Raw genomic sequence first — 15,067 nt, 5'->3', positions numbered from 1 at the left:
CGGTCGCCCCCGGTCCGACCCGACGCCGCAGCACCGGCGCCCCGGCACGCCGACACCATCGTGCCGCGGCGGCAACTCTCCGGGCGTGTGCGCCCGACTCCGCACAAACGGGCTCAGCCGCCCGGGAATTGGGATGCACCATGCCACTCGTCACCACCGGTGAACTCGTCTCGGCCGCCGCGGCCGACGGCCGCGGCATCGCCGCCTTCAACGTCATCACCCTGGAGCACGCCGAGGCGATCGCCGCCGGCGCCGAGCAGGCCGGCACACCCGCGATCCTGCAGATCTCCGAGAACGCCGTGAAGTTCCACGGCGGCCGGCTCTCCGCGATCGCCGCCGCCGCGGCCTCCGTGGCCCACTCATCCACCGCGCCGCTCGCCCTCCACCTCGACCATGTCGTCTCGGTGGACCTGCTGCGGTCGGCGGACGACGAGGGCTTCAGTTCCGTGATGTTCGACGCCTCGAAGCTGCCGTACAACGAGAACGTCAAGGCCACGGCGGACGCGGTGCGCTGGGGCCACGAGCGCGGCATCTGGATCGAGGCGGAACTGGGCAAGGTCGGCGGCAAGGAGGGTGAGGCCCCGCTCGACGCCCACGCCCCGGGCGTCCGCACGGACCCGGTCGAGGCGGCGGCCTACGTGGCCGCCACGGGCGTGGACGCGCTGGCGGTGGCCGTCGGCTCCTCGCACGCGATGACGGAGCGCACGGCGGCCCTGGACCACGCGCTGATCGGCCGACTGCGGGACGCGGTGCCGGTGCCGCTGGTCCTGCACGGCTCGTCGGGCGTCCCGGACGCGGAGATCCGCGCGGCGGTCACCTCCGGCATGACCAAGATCAACGTCGGCACGGCACTGAACACGGCGTTCACCGGCGCGGTACGGGCCTTCCTGGAGACCAACCCGCAGGCGGTGGACCCCCGGAAATACCTCGTCCCGGCTCGCGAGGCGATGACCGGGACCGTGGCGGGCTTCCTGGGGCTGCTGTGACGATCCGGGCCGAGGCCCGGACTCACAACGCGCTCTACTGAGAGTCCTCAGAGCTCCCCGTCGCTGACCTGGAGCCAGTCGAGGATGGCGTTGCACTGATTGCCGTTCTCGCACGAGATCTTGATCTCGTTCTCACCCTTCTTGAGGTTCACCGGCGCCCAAGTGGTCTGCCAGTTCTTCTCCCAGTTCGGGTCCGTGGACTTGACGAAGTTCTTCAGGCCCAGCGGATTGCTGTTCGCCTTGCCGTTCACCGTCAGGGTGGCGTTGGCGTCCACGGCCGGGATGGCGTACCGCACGTACAGCCGGTACTCCTTGGCCTCGGCGACGTTCGCCTTCCAGGTGACCGACGCGCCCACCGCGTTGAAGTCGGTCACATACGCGCCGTCGGTGCCTTCCGCGCCCTTGATGTCCTTCGCCAGCTTCGCCGGGATCCCCAGCTGCAGCGTCGCCGCGTCCTGCTTCGGCAGCTCCGCCGGCTTGTCCGACGCGGACGGCTGCTCGCTGGGCTTCACGGACTCGCCCGCAGTCGCGCCGCCGTTCCCGCCCGGCCGGCCGCCCGCCTTCTTGTCCTCGCCGCCGCCCGTCAGGAGCGCCGCGCCGATGCCGATCACGACGACCGCGACGACCGCGATCGCGCCGATCAGCAGGCCCTTGGTGTTGGGGCCGCCACTGCGGCCGCCGCCGTGGCCCGTGCCCTGCGGCGGGACCGTGCGGGTGGGGGCGCCGCCGGGGTAGGTCTCGGGCGCCGCGTACTGCGCGGTCGGCTGGCCCTGGGCGTGCCCCTGCTGCTGGCCGTACGCATACTGCTGCGGGACCTGCTGGCCGTACTGGCGCTCGCCGACCGTCCGGACCTGGTTGTACGAGGTTCTGGGGACGCCGGGCTGCGCGGCAGGACCCGGATAGCCGTAGCCGCGGCCCTGGCCGGGCGGTGTCGCGCCTGCTGCCCGTCCGTCCTCGTACAGGTAGCCGAACGGATCGTCGTCCTCGGGCGTGCTCGCGCCGTTGTTCGCGGCCGTCATCCCAGTCACTCCTCACCATGTCGTCAGCACATCGCCGACGTGGGCGAGCCTACCCGGTTCGGAGCAACCGAAAGGGTGGCGTAGACCTCAGCCCGCCCGCCTGTGCACCTTCGCGCGGGACCGCTTCTCGATGTACATCCGCTGGTCCGCGGACTGCAGGACCTCCTCGACGGACATCCCGCAGCTCGCCCAGCCGATACCGAAGCTGGCCCCGACGCGGACCCCGCGGCCGCCGACCCGGATCGGCAGGATGATCGCGTTCCGCAGACGTACGGCCAGGTCGGCGGCGTCTGCCGAGCCCAGGCCGTCGGCGAGGACGACGAACTCGTCACCGCCGAGCCGGGCCACCGTGTCCCCGTCCCGTACGCCCGTGGTGAGCCGCCGCGCCACCTCGACCAGCACGGCGTCGCCCGTCTGGTGCCCGAAGCGGTCGTTGATCGACTTGAATCCGTCCAGGTCGCAGAAGAGGACCGCGAGCCCCTTCGTCCCGTCGTCGGTCTCTCCGTCGGGCGCGACGGTGTGGACATGGTGGTTGTACGGGCCGCCGACCGAGTCGGTGTCGAAGCCCTCGCTGCGGAAAATGTGCTCACCGTCACCGGCGTACGCGGCGTCCAGAGCCTCGATGGCCGACTCCCGCTCCGCGTACGGCCGCTCGCACAGCCGGGAGCTGAGCCGGGCCCGCAGCTCGGCGCTGTTGGGCAGGCCGGTGAGCGAGTCGTGCGAGGCGCGGTGGGCGAGCGCCAGCTCGTGGCGCTTGCGCTCCTCGATGTCCTCGACGTGCGTCAGCAGAAAGCGCGGGCCGTCAGCGGTGTCCGCGACGACGGAGTTGCGCAGCGAGACCCAGACGTACGTCCCGTCCCGTCTGCCGAGACGCAGCTCGGCACGGCCGCCCTCGGCGGACGTGCGCAGCAGAGTGCCGACATCCTCGGGGTGGACGAGATCGGCGAAGGAGTAGCGGCGCATCGCGGAGGCGGGACGGCCGAGCAGCCGGCACAGGGCGTCGTTGGTGCGCAGCAGCCGGCCGTGCTGGTCGCCGCCCATCTCGGCGATGGCCATACCGCTGGGCGCGTACTCGAAGGCCTGCCGGAAGGACTCCTCGCTGGCGCGCAGGGCCTGCTGCTCGCGCTCGAGACGGACCAGGGCGCGCTGCATATTTGCTCGCAGCCGGGCGTTGCTGATCGCAATGGCCGCCTGGGAGGCGTACATCTGGAGCGCTTCCTGGCCCCAGGCTCCCGGCCTGCGGCCATTGCGCGGCCGGTCGACGGATATGACTCCGAGGAGTTCACGGCCGCCGCCCGATGCGTACATGGGGGCGTAGAGGCGGTCCTGCGGGTGCCACTCGTCCTCGAAGCGGGGATCGGGGCCCTCGGTGTGCCACTGCGGTACGTCGTCCTCGATGAGGACCCAGCCCTCGGTGTGCGGTATGAAACGCAGCTCGCCCCAGGCCTCGCCCATGGAGAGCCGGCGTTCCCAGGAGGGGCGTGAGCCGACCCGCCCGGTGATCAGGGCTTCCGCGGCGGCACTGCCCGCGAACGCGGCGACGACGAGATCACCGTCGGGACGAACGAGATTGACGCAGGCCAGCTCGTAGCCGAGTCCTGCGACGATGCCATCGGCGACGGTCTGCAGAGTGTCGGCCAAGCTCCGGGCCGTGTTGAGGTCCGCGACGGCCTGATGCAGCTGCCGCAGGGTCGCAAGACGGACGTAGGGCTCCGACTCGGTCTCCATTGCTCGCTCTCCCCGAGACCTCGACAGCAAACTCCAGGGTTCTCATCAGCGTTCTTGTTGCGGTATCACGGCCACTGAATCACAGCGAGCTGCCCACTCGGTACACAGGGTCAACAAATACCGCACTCTGTGACTCAAGTCACATCAGATGACGAAGTGTTGCGCGAGCCGAGTGGGAGCGCTCCATCGCTTTCTTGAACGCAAATCCGGTATGCCGGTCCTAGGACTCGACTGGTCCCAAGGCCCGATGCGGGCGACGGACGGCCGAGACTAGCGTTCCTCGTGTGTTGCAGACGACCCCCACTCCCGCCGCTGTTGCCATCCCCCATGCTGAGGGGGTGAGCAACGAGGAGTTCCGCGCAGCCATGTCCCGGTTGGCCGCGGGTGTGGTGCTGGTGACCGCGAACGACGCCGACTACGGACCGCGCGGAGAGGACGTCGGCATGACCGCGACGGCGTTCATGTCGGTGTCGCTGGACCCGCCCCTGGTACTGGTGAGTCTGCGCAACGGCTCACGCATGGACGACCTGCTGGCGGAACAACCGCTGTGGGGCGTCTCGGTGCTCTCGGAGAGCCAGCGGCACATCGCCGGACGCTTCGCGATGAAGGGGCGGGTCAGCGACCGGCTGCTGTTCGAGGACATCCCGTACACGAGGGGCGAGGTGTGCGGGTCGCTGCTGGTGCGGGGCGCGCTCGCGACGCTGGAGTGCCGTACCGAGCAGCGGATCGAGGCGGGCGACCACATGCTGGTGATCGGCCGGGTGCTGAAGGCCGGCCTGGAGAGCTCGGACGGCGGCCCACTGACGTACTTCAAGGGCCGCTACCACCAGCTTGGTTGAGCGACACTGAGCCCCGCCGGCGATTGAGGCGAACCCAAGCCCCGCCGGCGATTGAGGCGCCTGGCCCGGGGCGGAGCCCAAAACAAGCCCCGCCGGCGATTGAGGCGCGGGGTCCGGGGCGGAGCCCCGGCAAGAGGCCGCGCGCTACCAGTCCCGGCCCGTGCGCCCGCGCTTCGTCTCCGCCCGCTGCTTCTTCTCCCGCAGCCGCCGCTCGTTGATACCGCGCGGAATCTTCGTCGCCCGACGCGGCCGCGGCGGAGGCGCCGTCGCCTCCGCGAGCAGCGAGGCGAGCCGGACCGCGGCCGTCTCACGGTTGCGCCACTGCGAGCGGTGCTCCGACGCGCGTACGGCAATCACCCCGCCGACCAGCCGGCCCGCGAGCCGCTCCAGCGCGCGCTCCTTCCACACCGGCGGCAGCGCCTCGGTCTTGGCGAGGTCGAATCGGAGCTCCACCTGCGAGTCGCTGGTGTTGACGTGCTGCCCGCCGGGCCCCGACGACCTCGAGAAACGCCACATGAGCTCGGCCTCCGGCAGGAAGACCGAACCGCGGATGCTGTGTTTACCCGGGGGACGCCCCCCGGACCCCCGATGGGGCTGGGTCCCGGACATATGTCCATGGTCGCGTGCGGCGCCGTCCACGTCACCCGCTTTTCCACCGGACAGCGCGGGCAGCCGCAGGCAGCCGCTGGCAAAAAGAACAAAGGCGGGTGGAACCTGGCAGTCCCCTGCCTGCGTTATGAGGTGTGACGGTAGCTTCGGGAGGGCTCGAAGCCCGCACAGTCGATCACGAAGGGGACTTCCCAATGGCAGTAAGCCTGTCCAAGGGCGGCAACGTCTCGCTCACCAAGGAGGCACCGGGCCTGACCGCCGTCACGGTCGGCCTCGGCTGGGACGTCCGCACCACCACCGGCACCGACTTCGACCTCGACGCCTCCGCGATCGGCGTGAACCCCGGCGGCAAGGTGGCCTCCGACGCCCACTTCGTCTTCTTCAACAACAAGGCCACGCCGGACCAGACCATCGTCCACACCGGTGACAACCGCACCGGCGAGGGCGGCGGCGACGACGAGCAGATCAACGTCAACCTGGCGGGTCTGCCCGCCGACGTCGACAAGATCGTCTTCCCGGTCTCGATCTACGACGCCGTCACCCGCAGCCAGAACTTCGGCCAGGTACGGAACGCCTACATCCGTATCGTCAACCAGGCCGGCGGCGCCGAGCTCGCCCGCTACGACCTGAGCGAGGACGCCGCCACCGAGACCGCGATGGTCTTCGGCGAGCTGTACCGCAACGGCGCGGAGTGGAAGTTCCGCGCCGTCGGCCAGGGTTACGCCTCGGGCCTCGAGGGCATCGCCCGCGACTTCGGCGTCAACCTCTGACGTACGCGCTGCACACAGGAGCCCCTGGCCGTCGGCCCGGGGCTCCTGCCGTTGTCACGGCGCCGCGGGCTTGTCCTTCCCGTACAGCCAGGTGTCCCAGAGCTCGGTCAGATCCTTGCCGGACTTCTTCTCGACGTACTCGGTGAAGTCGGCGGTGGAGGCGTTGGAGTGGCGGTGCGCCGCCGCCCAGCCCTTCACGATGTCGAAGAAGACTTCTTCGCCGACCGCCTGACGGATCTTGTGCAGGACCATCGCGCCGCGGTGGTACACCGGGGCGTCCGAAATCTCCGCCCCGGAGGGCGGAACGGCCGGCGGGAAGGCCCAGTTGGACTCCTCGGCGAAGGCCTCGTCAAAGCTCTTCTGAGCCGGGGTGTCGTGGTAGTCCTCGAGCCAGATCCACTCCGCGTACTGGGCGAAGCTTTCGTTGAGCCACATGTCCTTCCAGGACTTGGGCGACACGGAATTGCCGAACCACTGGTGCGCCACCTCATGGACGAGGAGCGTCTCGACATCGAGCTCGTTCTCGCCCGGGTCCAAGGGGAGGACCGGCCTGGTCTGCGTCTCCAGGGCGTAGTCGGCAGCGGCCCCCGGCACGACGATCGCACCGGTGGAGGAGAAGGGATACGGGCCGAAGTTCTCCTCCCCCCACTCCGTCATCTCGGGGATCCGGGCGAGGACCTTGGCGCTTTCGTCGGGCACGGCCTGGTTGACGGCGGTGAGTACGGGGAGACCGGACGGCGTACGCGACGTCGTCAGCCGGTAGTCGCCGACGGCGAGCGTGACGAGGTAGCTCGCCATGGGCTGCTTCGATGTCCAGCGGAAGGTGGAACGCCCGCCGGTGGTGCTCGGGGTCGCCTTCAACTCGCCGTTGGAGATGGCCTGCAGCTTCTCGGGGACGGTGACGGTGATGTCGTACGTGGCCTTGTCGCTCGGGTGGTTGTTACTGGGGAACCAGGCCATCGACCCGATGGGCTGGCCCAGCGCGAGCGCGCCGTCGGCGGTCTTCAGCCAGCCCTCCCGTGGCTTCTCGGTGTCCTTGTCGGTGTCCTTGTCGGTGTCCTTGTCGACGATCGTCTTCGGGACGCCGGAGTAACGGACGACGGCGCGGAAGGTCTTGCCTTTGTCGAGGTCGCGGTGCGGCCGCAGCGTCAGCTCGTCGCCCGCCCGGTTGGCAGCGGCCGCCCTGCCGTCCACGGTGGCGCCGGTGACCGTCATCCCGTGGAAGTCGAGGTTGAAGGCGCTCAGATCCTGAGTGGCGCGGGCGGTGATCTCGGCGGTGCCGTCGAGGCGGCCCGTCTTCGGGTCGTAGCCCAGCGTCAGGGCGTAGTGCTGGACGTCATAACCGCCGTTGCCGAGCTTGGGGAAGAGCGGATCACCCGTGCCCGCGGCGCCCGGCTTTCCGCGCACGCCCGCCTCGGCGTCGGTGCAGCCCGCGAGGAGAAGCAGGGCGACGACGGGCGTCAGGGTGCGTACGAGAGTTCGCAGGTCCACGCTTTTGATCCTATCTGGGGCGGATTTCAGCCACTCGTGCGCAGGAGGGCGTCGAGCGCGCGGTGAGCGCGGCGATCCACGTGGCCGCGCAGGGCCCGTACGGCGCTCTCGGCCCCGGTATCCGGCCGCGTCCTGGGCCGTTTGCGGGCACGGGCCGGCCGCCCCCGTCGACACGAGGGCAGGCGCGGTGGCGGTGGCGAAGGAGCAGCGGCTCTTCCCCCTCGCCCGTCCGCCTCCCCCGTGCGGCGGAGGCGGTCCGCCCCGAACGCCGACGCGGCTTCGCCGTGTCCACGGCCAGTCTGTTCTCCATGACGACGGCGAACGTGACCTCAGCGACCGTGACCACACACACCGCCCCTGCGCCCCGCTGGGCCCGCCGGACCGCACATGCCATCGCGCTCTGCGCCGTCCCCTCCGGACTGTGGCGACTCGCGATGGCCTCCGGTATCTACGTGGGCTACAGCGACGAGATCCTGCGCGACAAGTTCGGCATCCCCGGCTGGGGCATCGCGTACGTCATCGGCCTGGCCGTCCTCCAGGAGTGCGCCGCCCTGCTCCCCCTCCTGCTCGTCACCGACCGGTGGCGACTCCCCCGCCCGAAGACCGTCGCCATCACGGCCGCCACCACCTCGGCGTTCGCGACGCTGCTGGCCCTGAGCCAGGTGGTGGTCTACTTCACCGTCGAGAGCCAGACCTACATGTCCGGCACGGCGAACACCGTGACGGGTTTCTGCTACGCCCCGCTCTTTGTCATCGGCCCGCTGCTTGCTGCCCTGACCTGGTCGTACTGGAAGCGGCACCGGGCATGACACCATCGAGCACGTGCTCGACATCGGCTACTCCCTCTCCCGCCGTTTCCCCGACCCCCCGCAGACCGACTACCGGCGCGCGGACGTCCAGGCGCTGCGCCACGACCTCTTCTGCGGCGACGTCTACCTCGCGGACACCAAGGAGGACCGCGAGGTGTCCACAGCCTGGGGATGGGTCCCGGTACTGGACTTCGCCTGGGCGCTGTGCGACATCGTCGAGCAGCTCGACCGCGACCCGCTCGGCAGCCGCGCCGCGAAGCCCCAGTACGCCGAGCTGGACTTCACCGAATCGGCCGACCGGATGCTCTTCGAGCGGCGCTTCGGCTGGGTGGACGTGGAGGCCGACTGGATGCCCGGCGACGAACCGCCCCTCACCTTCAACCACACCGAGCTGCGCCGCGAGACCCGCGACTTCCTGCACGACCTGATCGCGGACCTCTCCGACATGCACGAGGGTCTCGACGACAACCCGGTGGTCTGGGACCTCCAGGCACGCTTCCCCCGCCTCTGAGTACTCCAACTGTGCTGAGGTAGCGGGGCTGCAGTACTAACTCTCCACCCGCACCCCGATCTGCGCCGCGAACGCCGGTGCCAGATCCAGCAGTTGGGCCGGGCTGATCACCGCACCCGCCAGCCGGTCCACGCCCCGCGCGATGTCCAGCTCGGCAACCGTCCGCAGATCGACGTCCTTCAGCTGCGCCGCGCTGAAGTCCGCCCGCCGCAGCACACAGTCCCGGAACTCCACCCGTTCCAGCTGCGCACCCCCGAAGTCCGGCTCCGACAGAACACATCCCTCGAAGACGACGTCCTTGAGCCTGCCCTTCCGCAGATTCAGGTAGTCGATCTTCCCGCCGCGGATCAGCACCCGCTCCAGTACGGCTCCGTGCAGCTGCACCCCGCCCAGCCGCGCGTCCGTCACCTCCACATCGCGCAGCGAAGCGCCCGCCAGATCAGTGCCCACGCCTCGTATGCCACTGAGCACGGAGTCGACGAAGCGGGCGTTGAGCAGCTCCGCCTCGTCCAGGCCGCACCCGCGCAGCGCACAGTCGATAAAGCGCGCGCCACGCCCCGACTGCCCCGCGAGGTCCACATCCTGGAACTCCAGGCCGTCGTAGTCGCCGTCCGGCTCCAGCCCGCCGCCGTCGTACGGAACGAGCGGCGGCAGCCGCACCTCCGGCCGCTGCGCTGCCCGCGATCTCTCCGGTTTCCGTGCCATGGCCCCATGGTGCCCCCTCCCACTGACAACGTCCGGATGAGCCGCCTTGACCTCAAGCGCGCTTGAGGTTGGAGGGTGTTGCCCGTAGCCACAGAGTCACTGACCACGGAGTCACCGACCACACAGCTCAGGGGGAGCCCGCCATGCACGCCATCCGCCTCCACGCCTTCGGCCCCGCCGAGAACCTCATCTACGAGCGGACCGAAGACCCCGTCCCCGCCCCGGGCCAGGTGCGGATCGCCGTCGCCGCAGCCGGCGTCCACCTCCTCGACACCGCCCTGCGCGAAGGCATGCAAGGCCCCTACCCCACCCCCGCCGAGCTGCCCACCATCCCCGGCCGCGAGGTCGCCGGCATCGTCGAGTCCCTCGGCGAGGGCACGGACACCAGCTGGCTCGGCAAGCGCGTCGTCGCCCACATCGGCATGGCCCCCGGCGGCTACGCCGAACTCACCGTCGTCGACGCCGCCAAACTCCACGAAATCCCCGGCGACCTGGACGAAGCCGAAGCCGTCGCCATGATCGGCACCGGCCGTACGACCATGGGCATCCTGCAATTCACCGATCTCGGCCCCGACGACATCGCGATCGTCACGGCCGCCGCCGGCGGCATCGGCACCCTCCTCGTCCAGCACGCGAAGAACGCCGGCGCCCTTGTCATCGGCCTCGCCGGCGGCCCCGCCAAGGTCTCCCTGGTCGCCGAGAACGGCGCCGACCTCGCCGTCGACTACAAACAGGACAACTGGGCCACCCAGGTCCGCGACCACCTCGGCGACCGCCGCGCCACCGTGCTCTTCGACTCGGTCGGCGGCGCCACCGCGCTCGCCGCCGTCGACCTACTCGGCAAAGGCGGCAAGCACATCGTCTTCGGCTGGTCCGGCGAAGGCCTCCACGATGGCGCCCCACTCACCTTCACCGACGAGGAACTGGCCGAGCGCGGCATCACCTCCGAAGGCGTACTGGGCCCGGTGATGCTCCAGAAGGCGGGCGGCAACATACGTGTCCTGGAAGAACGCTCCCTCGCCGAGGCCGCATCCGGCCGCCTCCGCCCCGCCGTACAGCGCTTCCCGCTCGCCGACGCCGCGGCCGCCCACCGCGCTCTGGAAAGCCGCGGCACGGTCGGCAAGGTCGTCCTCATCCCCCGGACGGCATCCAGCTAGACGGCTGGACGGTCAGACGACCGGACGGCTGAACGGCTGAACGGCTGGACAGCTGGACGGTCAGACGGCTGCACGGTCGGACGGCCGGCCGGCCCCCAGCGACGCCAGCGCCCCGTCGGTCAGCCGGTACACCGTCCACTCGTCCTGCGGCCTCGCCCCCAGCGACCGGTAGAAGTTGATCGACGGGGTGTTCCAGTTCAGCACGGACCATTCAAGGCGCTCATAGCCGCGCTCCACACAGATCCGCGCCAGCTCCGTCAGCAGCGCCTTGCCGTAACCGCCGCCTCGCAGCCCGGGCCGTACATACAGGTCCTCCAGATAGATGCCATGCACTCCGCGCCACGTCGAAAAGTTCAGGAACCACAGCGCGAAGCCCGCCACCTCCCCGTCCACGGTCTCCGCGATATGCGCGAAGGCGGCGGGCCGCTCGCCGAACAACGCCTCGTGCAGCTGCTCCTCGCTCGCCCTGGCCTCGTCCAAGGCCTTCTCGTACTCGGCGAGTTCACGGACCATACGGTGGATCTCAGGGACATCAGCAGGCGTGGCGATACGAATCATGAGGTCAGAGTGCCCGCCGACCCGGCTACCGTGCCAACAGATTCCGACCGATGGACACCTGCTCCGCCTGAAGCCGCGTCTTCCCGTCCTGCACATGCCACAGGCTGTTCTGCAGCACACGCCCGAGCGTCCAGGCCCGCGCCCGCTGCGCACCTGCCAGCTCGTCCGGAACGTCGATCACGGCCCGGATCCTACGACTGTGGCGAGGACGACCGTGGCGAAGACCACCGTGAGCGAGAACGACCGTGGGCGAGGACCACCGGCGCGTACGACCATGGGAGCCACGGGGTAGGCGCCCGATCAGCCACCCGGTCCTGCGAGTACCCTCCCGCCACACGCACTCGAGCTGAGCAGCAGGGGCATCATGAGCACGAACACCGTCAACGGCGGCATATCGTTCTGGTACGCGCAGGAGGGCACCCCCCTCCCCAGGGAGCCCCTCCCCGGCGACACCACCGCGGACATCTGCATCGTCGGCGGCGGATACACCGGTCTCTGGACGGCCTACTACCTCAAAAGGGCCGTCCCCTTCCTCAACATCACCGTCCTCGAAGGCAAGTTCTGCGGCTACGGAGCCTCCGGCCGCAACGGCGGCTGGCTCTACAACGGCATCGCCGGCCGCGACCGCTACGCCAAACTCCACGGCCACGACGCCGCCGTCCGCCTCCAGCAGGCCATGAACGACACCGTCGACGAGGTCGTACGCGTCGCCGCGGAAGAAGAGATCGACGCCGACATCCACAAAGGCGGCGTCCTCGAAGTCGCCCACACCCCCGCCCAGCTGACCCGCCTCAGAGCCTTCCACGCCGTCGAAATCGCCTTCGGCGAGAAGGACCGCGTACTGCTCGGCGCCCGCGAGACCGCCGAGCGCGTACGCGTCACCGGCGCCGTCGCCTCCACCTGGACCCCGCACGGCGCTCGCCTGCACCCCGTGAAACTGGTCAAGGGACTCGCGGCAGCCGTCGAAGCCCTTGGCGTCACCATCCACGAATCGACCCCCGTCACGGAGATCAAGCCAAAGCACGCGATCACCCCGTACGGCACGGTCCGCGCCCCGTACATCCTGCGCTGCACCGAAGGCTTCACGGCCAACCTCAAGGGCCAGAAGCGCGCCTGGCTCCCCATGAACTCCTCCATGATCGCGACCGAGCCCCTCCCCCAGTCCGTCTGGGACACCATCGGCTGGGACGGCCGCGAAACGCTCGGCGACATGGCACACGCCTACATGTACGCCCAGCGCACCGCCGACGACCGGATCGCACTCGGCGGCCGCGGCGTCCCCTACCGCTACGGCTCTCGCACCGACAACGACGGCCGCACCCAGCCCGCCACCATCGAAGCACTGCGCGACATCATGGTCCGCTTCTTCCCCACAACGGCAGGCGCCCGTATCGACCACGCCTGGTCCGGCGTCCTCGGCGTCCCCCGCGACTGGTGCGCCACTGTCACCCTGGACCGCTCCACCGGCCTCGGCTGGGCCGGCGGCTACGTCGGCTCCGGCGTCGCCACCACCAACCTCGCCGCCCGCACCCTGCGCGACCTGATCCAACAGGACTCGGGCCAGGCAGGCCCCACCGAACTCACGGCGCTCCCCTGGGTGAACCACAAGGTCCGCAAATGGGAACCGGAGCCGCTGCGCTGGCTGGGCGTACAGGGCATGTACGCGGCCTACCGCGGCGCAGACCGCCGCGAGGCGACGGCCAGGACGGCGGAAACCGACCGCATCGCACAGATCGCGGACCGGATCTCGGGCCGCCACTGATGCCCCCGGCCGACAGCACCCGGCAGCAGCCCCGGGAATGACAAAGCCCAGGCCGGCGAATCGCCGGCCTGGGCAGCTGAGCCCCCTGTCGGATTCGAACCGACGACCTACGCATTACAAGTGCGTTGCTCTGGCCAGCTGAGCTAAGGAGGCGCGTCCGAGCAGTCTAACCGGACCGGTCACGCGCTCCGGTCGAATATTTCGTCGCCGTTCAGCTGCTGACAGAACGGGGCATGCCAGGTAGCGTCTCGGCAGGTCCACGTGTGTGGACCAGACCACTCCCTTACTCGGATCGTCCGGCACGTTCCTGCCGGTGAAGGAGAAGCATCACCATGGCCACTGTCACATTCGACAAGGCGACCCGGGTCTACCCGGGCTCCACCAAGCCCGCCGTCGACCAGCTCGAGATCGAGACCGAGGACGGCGAGTTCCTCGTCCTCGTCGGACCCTCCGGCTGCGGCAAGTCGACCTCCCTGCGCATGCTCGCCGGTCTCGAGGACGTCAACGCCGGCTCAATACGCATCGGTGACCGCGACGTCACGCACCTGCCGCCCAAGGACCGGGACATCGCCATGGTGTTCCAGAACTACGCGCTCTACCCGCACATGTCCGTCGCCGACAACATGGGCTTCGCGCTCAAGATCGCCGGCGTCAACAAGAGCGAGATCCGCAAGAAGGTCGAAGAGGCCGCGAAGATCCTCGACCTCACCGAGTACCTGGACCGCAAGCCCAAGGCGCTCTCCGGTGGTCAGCGCCAGCGTGTCGCGATGGGCCGCGCCATCGTGCGTGAGCCGCAGGTCTTCCTCATGGACGAGCCGCTGTCGAACCTCGACGCCAAGCTCCGTGTCTCGACCCGTACGCAGATCGCGAGCCTGCAGCGCCGTCTCGGCATCACCACGGTGTACGTCACTCACGACCAGGTCGAGGCCATGACCATGGGTGACCGGGTGGCGGTACTCAAGGACGGGCTGCTTCAGCAGGTCGACTCGCCGCGCAACATGTACGACCGTCCGGCCAACCTCTTTGTCGCCGGGTTCATCGGCTCGCCGGCCATGAACCTCGTCGAGGTTCCGATCACCGACGGCGGCGTGAAGTTCGGCAACAGCGTCGTACCGGTCTCCCGTGAGGCCCTGTCCGCGGCCGCCGACAAGGGTGACACCACTGTCACGGTCGGTGTCCGGCCCGAGCACTTCGACGTGGTCGAGCTGAACGGTTCCGCGGCCAAGTCCCTCTCCAAGGACAGCGAGGACGCTCCGGCCGGTCTCGCCGTCTCCGTCAATGTCGTCGAGGAGCTCGGCGCCGACGGTTACGTCTACGGTTCCGCTCAGGTCGGCGGCGAGCACAAGGACCTCGTGGTCCGTGTCGGCGGGCGTTCCGTGCCGGACAAGGGTGCCGAGCTGCACGTCGTGCCGCGGCCGGGCGAGATCCACGTCTTCTCGACCTCGACGGGCGAGCGCCTCAGCGGCTGACCGAGTAGCGACTGACCGAGTCCGGCGTCACCGCCAATTCGGCGGAACGGCCCCGCAGTTACCTGCGGGGCCGTTCTGCCGCCAGGGCAGGCGTGTCGACAAATACCCCGGCAGATCCGCCATTTCGATCCTGTTCGTCAACACCGATTCGAAAAGCATCGTCGAACGATCCCTCGCCAGAGTGACTAAATGTCGCCAAATCATCACTGCCCGCTACGCTCGCTCGCGTGACCCACACAGCCCGCCGAATCGGCCGCACTCTTGCCCTCGTTCTGCCCGTCGTCCTGGTGCTCTCCGGAACCCTCGCGGTCACCAGCGTGCCGTGGGCAGGGCACAACACCGAGTCGCAGATTCTCACCGCGTCCTCGCGGAACGTCTCCGTGCGTGCCAAGTCCCGCTCGCCGCAGGACGTTCTGCGCGACCGACTGCTCGCCGAACTCCAGGAGAAGAACCCGAGCACCGCGCTCACCCACCTCCAGCGCGAGGTCGAGGAGCGTCCGTCGCTCGCCAGGCACTGCATGTCGCTCGCCCGCGCCCTCGGACGCGCCGCCGTGGACCGCTACGGCCCCACCCGCGCCCAGACGTTCTCCCGTCCCGTCTGCGACACCTCCTTCGCCTCCGGCGTCTCGCAGCAGACCCAGGGCAGCTGACCGC

Annotated in this window: 16 protein-coding genes and 1 tRNA gene; 9 read left to right on the top strand and 8 right to left on the bottom strand. The window is 69.5% G+C overall.

The genetic code is table 11. From position 1 onward, the window contains the following. Nucleotides 1-140: 140 nt before the first annotated feature. Entirely contained in the window at nt 141-986 is an 846-nt protein-coding gene (locus ACFYXH_RS08805) for a ketose-bisphosphate aldolase (protein WP_389561400.1), read from the top strand. Between the two features lie 47 nt (nt 987-1,033). On the opposite strand, the gene ACFYXH_RS08800 is transcribed toward ACFYXH_RS08805, so the two are convergent. Both ACFYXH_RS08800 and cdgB read right to left on the bottom strand, forming a co-directional pair. Beyond that, nucleotides 1,034-2,005 carry a CBM35 domain-containing protein gene (locus ACFYXH_RS08800; protein WP_389561399.1) on the bottom strand — a complete coding sequence of 324 codons (972 nt, stop codon included), beginning with the start codon at nt 2,003-2,005 and terminating at the stop codon, nt 1,034-1,036. A gap of 87 nt (nt 2,006-2,092) precedes the next feature. After that, nucleotides 2,093-3,733, bottom strand: coding sequence for a diguanylate cyclase CdgB (gene cdgB, locus ACFYXH_RS08795; RefSeq protein ID WP_389561398.1), 1,641 nt, complete (start codon nt 3,731-3,733; stop codon nt 2,093-2,095). Between the two features lie 338 nt (nt 3,734-4,071). On the opposite strand from cdgB, the gene ACFYXH_RS08790 reads away from it, so the two are divergent. Further along, complete coding sequence (locus ACFYXH_RS08790; RefSeq protein ID WP_389561397.1) at nt 4,072-4,572, top strand: flavin reductase family protein; 501 nt, start codon at nt 4,072-4,074, stop codon at nt 4,570-4,572. Between the two features lie 144 nt (nt 4,573-4,716). Here the strand turns inward: ACFYXH_RS08790 and arfB are convergent, their stop codons facing one another. Further along, complete coding sequence (gene arfB / locus ACFYXH_RS08785) at nt 4,717-5,181, bottom strand: alternative ribosome rescue aminoacyl-tRNA hydrolase ArfB (RefSeq protein ID WP_327324444.1); 465 nt, start codon at nt 5,179-5,181, stop codon at nt 4,717-4,719. Nucleotides 5,182-5,375: 194 nt separating this feature from the next. Between arfB and ACFYXH_RS08780 the strand changes: the two genes are divergently transcribed. Beyond that, nucleotides 5,376-5,951 (top strand): TerD family protein, encoded by a 576-nt coding sequence (locus ACFYXH_RS08780; RefSeq protein WP_266547139.1) that lies wholly within the window; start codon nt 5,376-5,378, stop codon nt 5,949-5,951. A gap of 54 nt (nt 5,952-6,005) precedes the next feature. Here the strand turns inward: ACFYXH_RS08780 and ACFYXH_RS08775 are convergent, their stop codons facing one another. Next, nucleotides 6,006-7,442: a M1 family metallopeptidase gene (locus ACFYXH_RS08775; RefSeq protein WP_389561396.1), complete on the bottom strand. Its 1,437-nt coding sequence runs from the start codon at nt 7,440-7,442 to the stop codon at nt 6,006-6,008. A 308-nt stretch (nt 7,443-7,750) separates the two neighbouring features. Between ACFYXH_RS08775 and ACFYXH_RS08770 the strand changes: the two genes are divergently transcribed. Together ACFYXH_RS08770 and ACFYXH_RS08765 are read left to right on the top strand one after the other, a co-directional pair. Further along, on the top strand, nt 7,751-8,251 hold the full coding sequence (locus tag ACFYXH_RS08770) for a hypothetical protein (protein ID WP_389561395.1): 501 nt from the start codon (nt 7,751-7,753) through the stop codon (nt 8,249-8,251). A 13-nt stretch (nt 8,252-8,264) separates the two neighbouring features. After that, nucleotides 8,265-8,762: a hypothetical protein gene (locus ACFYXH_RS08765; protein WP_389561394.1), complete on the top strand. Its 498-nt coding sequence runs from the start codon at nt 8,265-8,267 to the stop codon at nt 8,760-8,762. A gap of 36 nt (nt 8,763-8,798) precedes the next feature. Here ACFYXH_RS08765 and ACFYXH_RS08760 read toward each other — a convergent pair whose 3' ends face one another. Further along, nucleotides 8,799-9,467, bottom strand: a complete 669-nt coding sequence (locus ACFYXH_RS08760) for a pentapeptide repeat-containing protein (RefSeq protein ID WP_389561393.1) — start codon at nt 9,465-9,467, stop codon at nt 8,799-8,801. A 143-nt stretch (nt 9,468-9,610) separates the two neighbouring features. Between ACFYXH_RS08760 and ACFYXH_RS08755 the strand changes: the two genes are divergently transcribed. Further along, nucleotides 9,611-10,624, top strand: coding sequence for a zinc-binding dehydrogenase (locus ACFYXH_RS08755; protein ID WP_389561392.1), 1,014 nt, complete (start codon nt 9,611-9,613; stop codon nt 10,622-10,624). Between the two features lie 60 nt (nt 10,625-10,684). Here the strand turns inward: ACFYXH_RS08755 and ACFYXH_RS08750 are convergent, their stop codons facing one another. Next, a complete protein-coding gene (locus tag ACFYXH_RS08750; RefSeq protein ID WP_389561391.1) occupies nt 10,685-11,182 on the bottom strand; it encodes a GNAT family N-acetyltransferase in 498 nt (165 codons plus the stop codon). Nucleotides 11,183-11,207: 25 nt separating this feature from the next. Further along, nucleotides 11,208-11,363 (bottom strand): hypothetical protein, encoded by a 156-nt coding sequence (locus ACFYXH_RS08745; RefSeq protein ID WP_389561390.1) that lies wholly within the window; start codon nt 11,361-11,363, stop codon nt 11,208-11,210. A 183-nt stretch (nt 11,364-11,546) separates the two neighbouring features. Between ACFYXH_RS08745 and ACFYXH_RS08740 the strand changes: the two genes are divergently transcribed. Then, the gene (locus ACFYXH_RS08740) at nt 11,547-12,944 is read left to right on the top strand and encodes an NAD(P)/FAD-dependent oxidoreductase (protein WP_389561389.1); all 1,398 of its coding nucleotides are present in this window, start codon (nt 11,547-11,549) and stop codon (nt 12,942-12,944) included. 79 nt (nt 12,945-13,023) lie between these two features. On the opposite strand, the gene ACFYXH_RS08735 is transcribed toward ACFYXH_RS08740, so the two are convergent. Further along, nucleotides 13,024-13,097 (bottom strand) — tRNA-Thr (locus ACFYXH_RS08735). A gap of 179 nt (nt 13,098-13,276) precedes the next feature. Between ACFYXH_RS08735 and ACFYXH_RS08730 the strand changes: the two genes are divergently transcribed. Then, nucleotides 13,277-14,413, top strand: a complete 1,137-nt coding sequence (locus ACFYXH_RS08730; protein WP_327324451.1) for a sn-glycerol-3-phosphate ABC transporter ATP-binding protein UgpC — start codon at nt 13,277-13,279, stop codon at nt 14,411-14,413. Nucleotides 14,414-14,640: 227 nt separating this feature from the next. Then, entirely contained in the window at nt 14,641-15,063 is a 423-nt protein-coding gene (locus ACFYXH_RS08725; protein WP_389561388.1) for a hypothetical protein, read from the top strand. Nucleotides 15,064-15,067: the final 4 nt, after the last annotated feature.

Origin of the sequence: Streptomyces sp. NPDC002730 (genome assembly GCF_042888805.1) — a bacterium.
Classification (GTDB): domain Bacteria; phylum Actinomycetota; class Actinomycetes; order Streptomycetales; family Streptomycetaceae; genus Streptomyces.
The sequence above is the reverse complement of the archived record's forward strand: the minus strand, read 5'-3'. Positions and strand labels throughout refer to the sequence as shown.

Bases quoted from the DNA above. Each gene is read 5' to 3' on its own strand.
- ACFYXH_RS08805 (WP_389561400.1), top strand. From the start codon at position 141: ATGCCACTCGTCACCACCGGTGAACTCGTCTCGGCCGCCGCGGCCGAC.
- ACFYXH_RS08800 (WP_389561399.1), bottom strand. From the start codon at position 2,005: ATGACGGCCGCGAACAACGGCGCGAGCACGCCCGAGGACGACGATCCG.
- cdgB (WP_389561398.1), bottom strand. From the start codon at position 3,733: ATGGAGACCGAGTCGGAGCCCTACGTCCGTCTTGCGACCCTGCGGCAG.
- arfB (WP_327324444.1), bottom strand. From the start codon at position 5,181: ATGTCCGGGACCCAGCCCCATCGGGGGTCCGGGGGGCGTCCCCCGGGT.
- ACFYXH_RS08780 (WP_266547139.1), top strand. From the start codon at position 5,376: ATGGCAGTAAGCCTGTCCAAGGGCGGCAACGTCTCGCTCACCAAGGAG.
- ACFYXH_RS08770 (WP_389561395.1), top strand. From the start codon at position 7,751: ATGACGACGGCGAACGTGACCTCAGCGACCGTGACCACACACACCGCC.
- ACFYXH_RS08760 (WP_389561393.1), bottom strand. From the start codon at position 9,467: ATGGCACGGAAACCGGAGAGATCGCGGGCAGCGCAGCGGCCGGAGGTG.
- ACFYXH_RS08755 (WP_389561392.1), top strand. From the start codon at position 9,611: ATGCACGCCATCCGCCTCCACGCCTTCGGCCCCGCCGAGAACCTCATC.
- ACFYXH_RS08750 (WP_389561391.1), bottom strand. From the start codon at position 11,182: ATGATTCGTATCGCCACGCCTGCTGATGTCCCTGAGATCCACCGTATG.
- ACFYXH_RS08740 (WP_389561389.1), top strand. From the start codon at position 11,547: ATGAGCACGAACACCGTCAACGGCGGCATATCGTTCTGGTACGCGCAG.
- ACFYXH_RS08730 (WP_327324451.1), top strand. From the start codon at position 13,277: ATGGCCACTGTCACATTCGACAAGGCGACCCGGGTCTACCCGGGCTCC.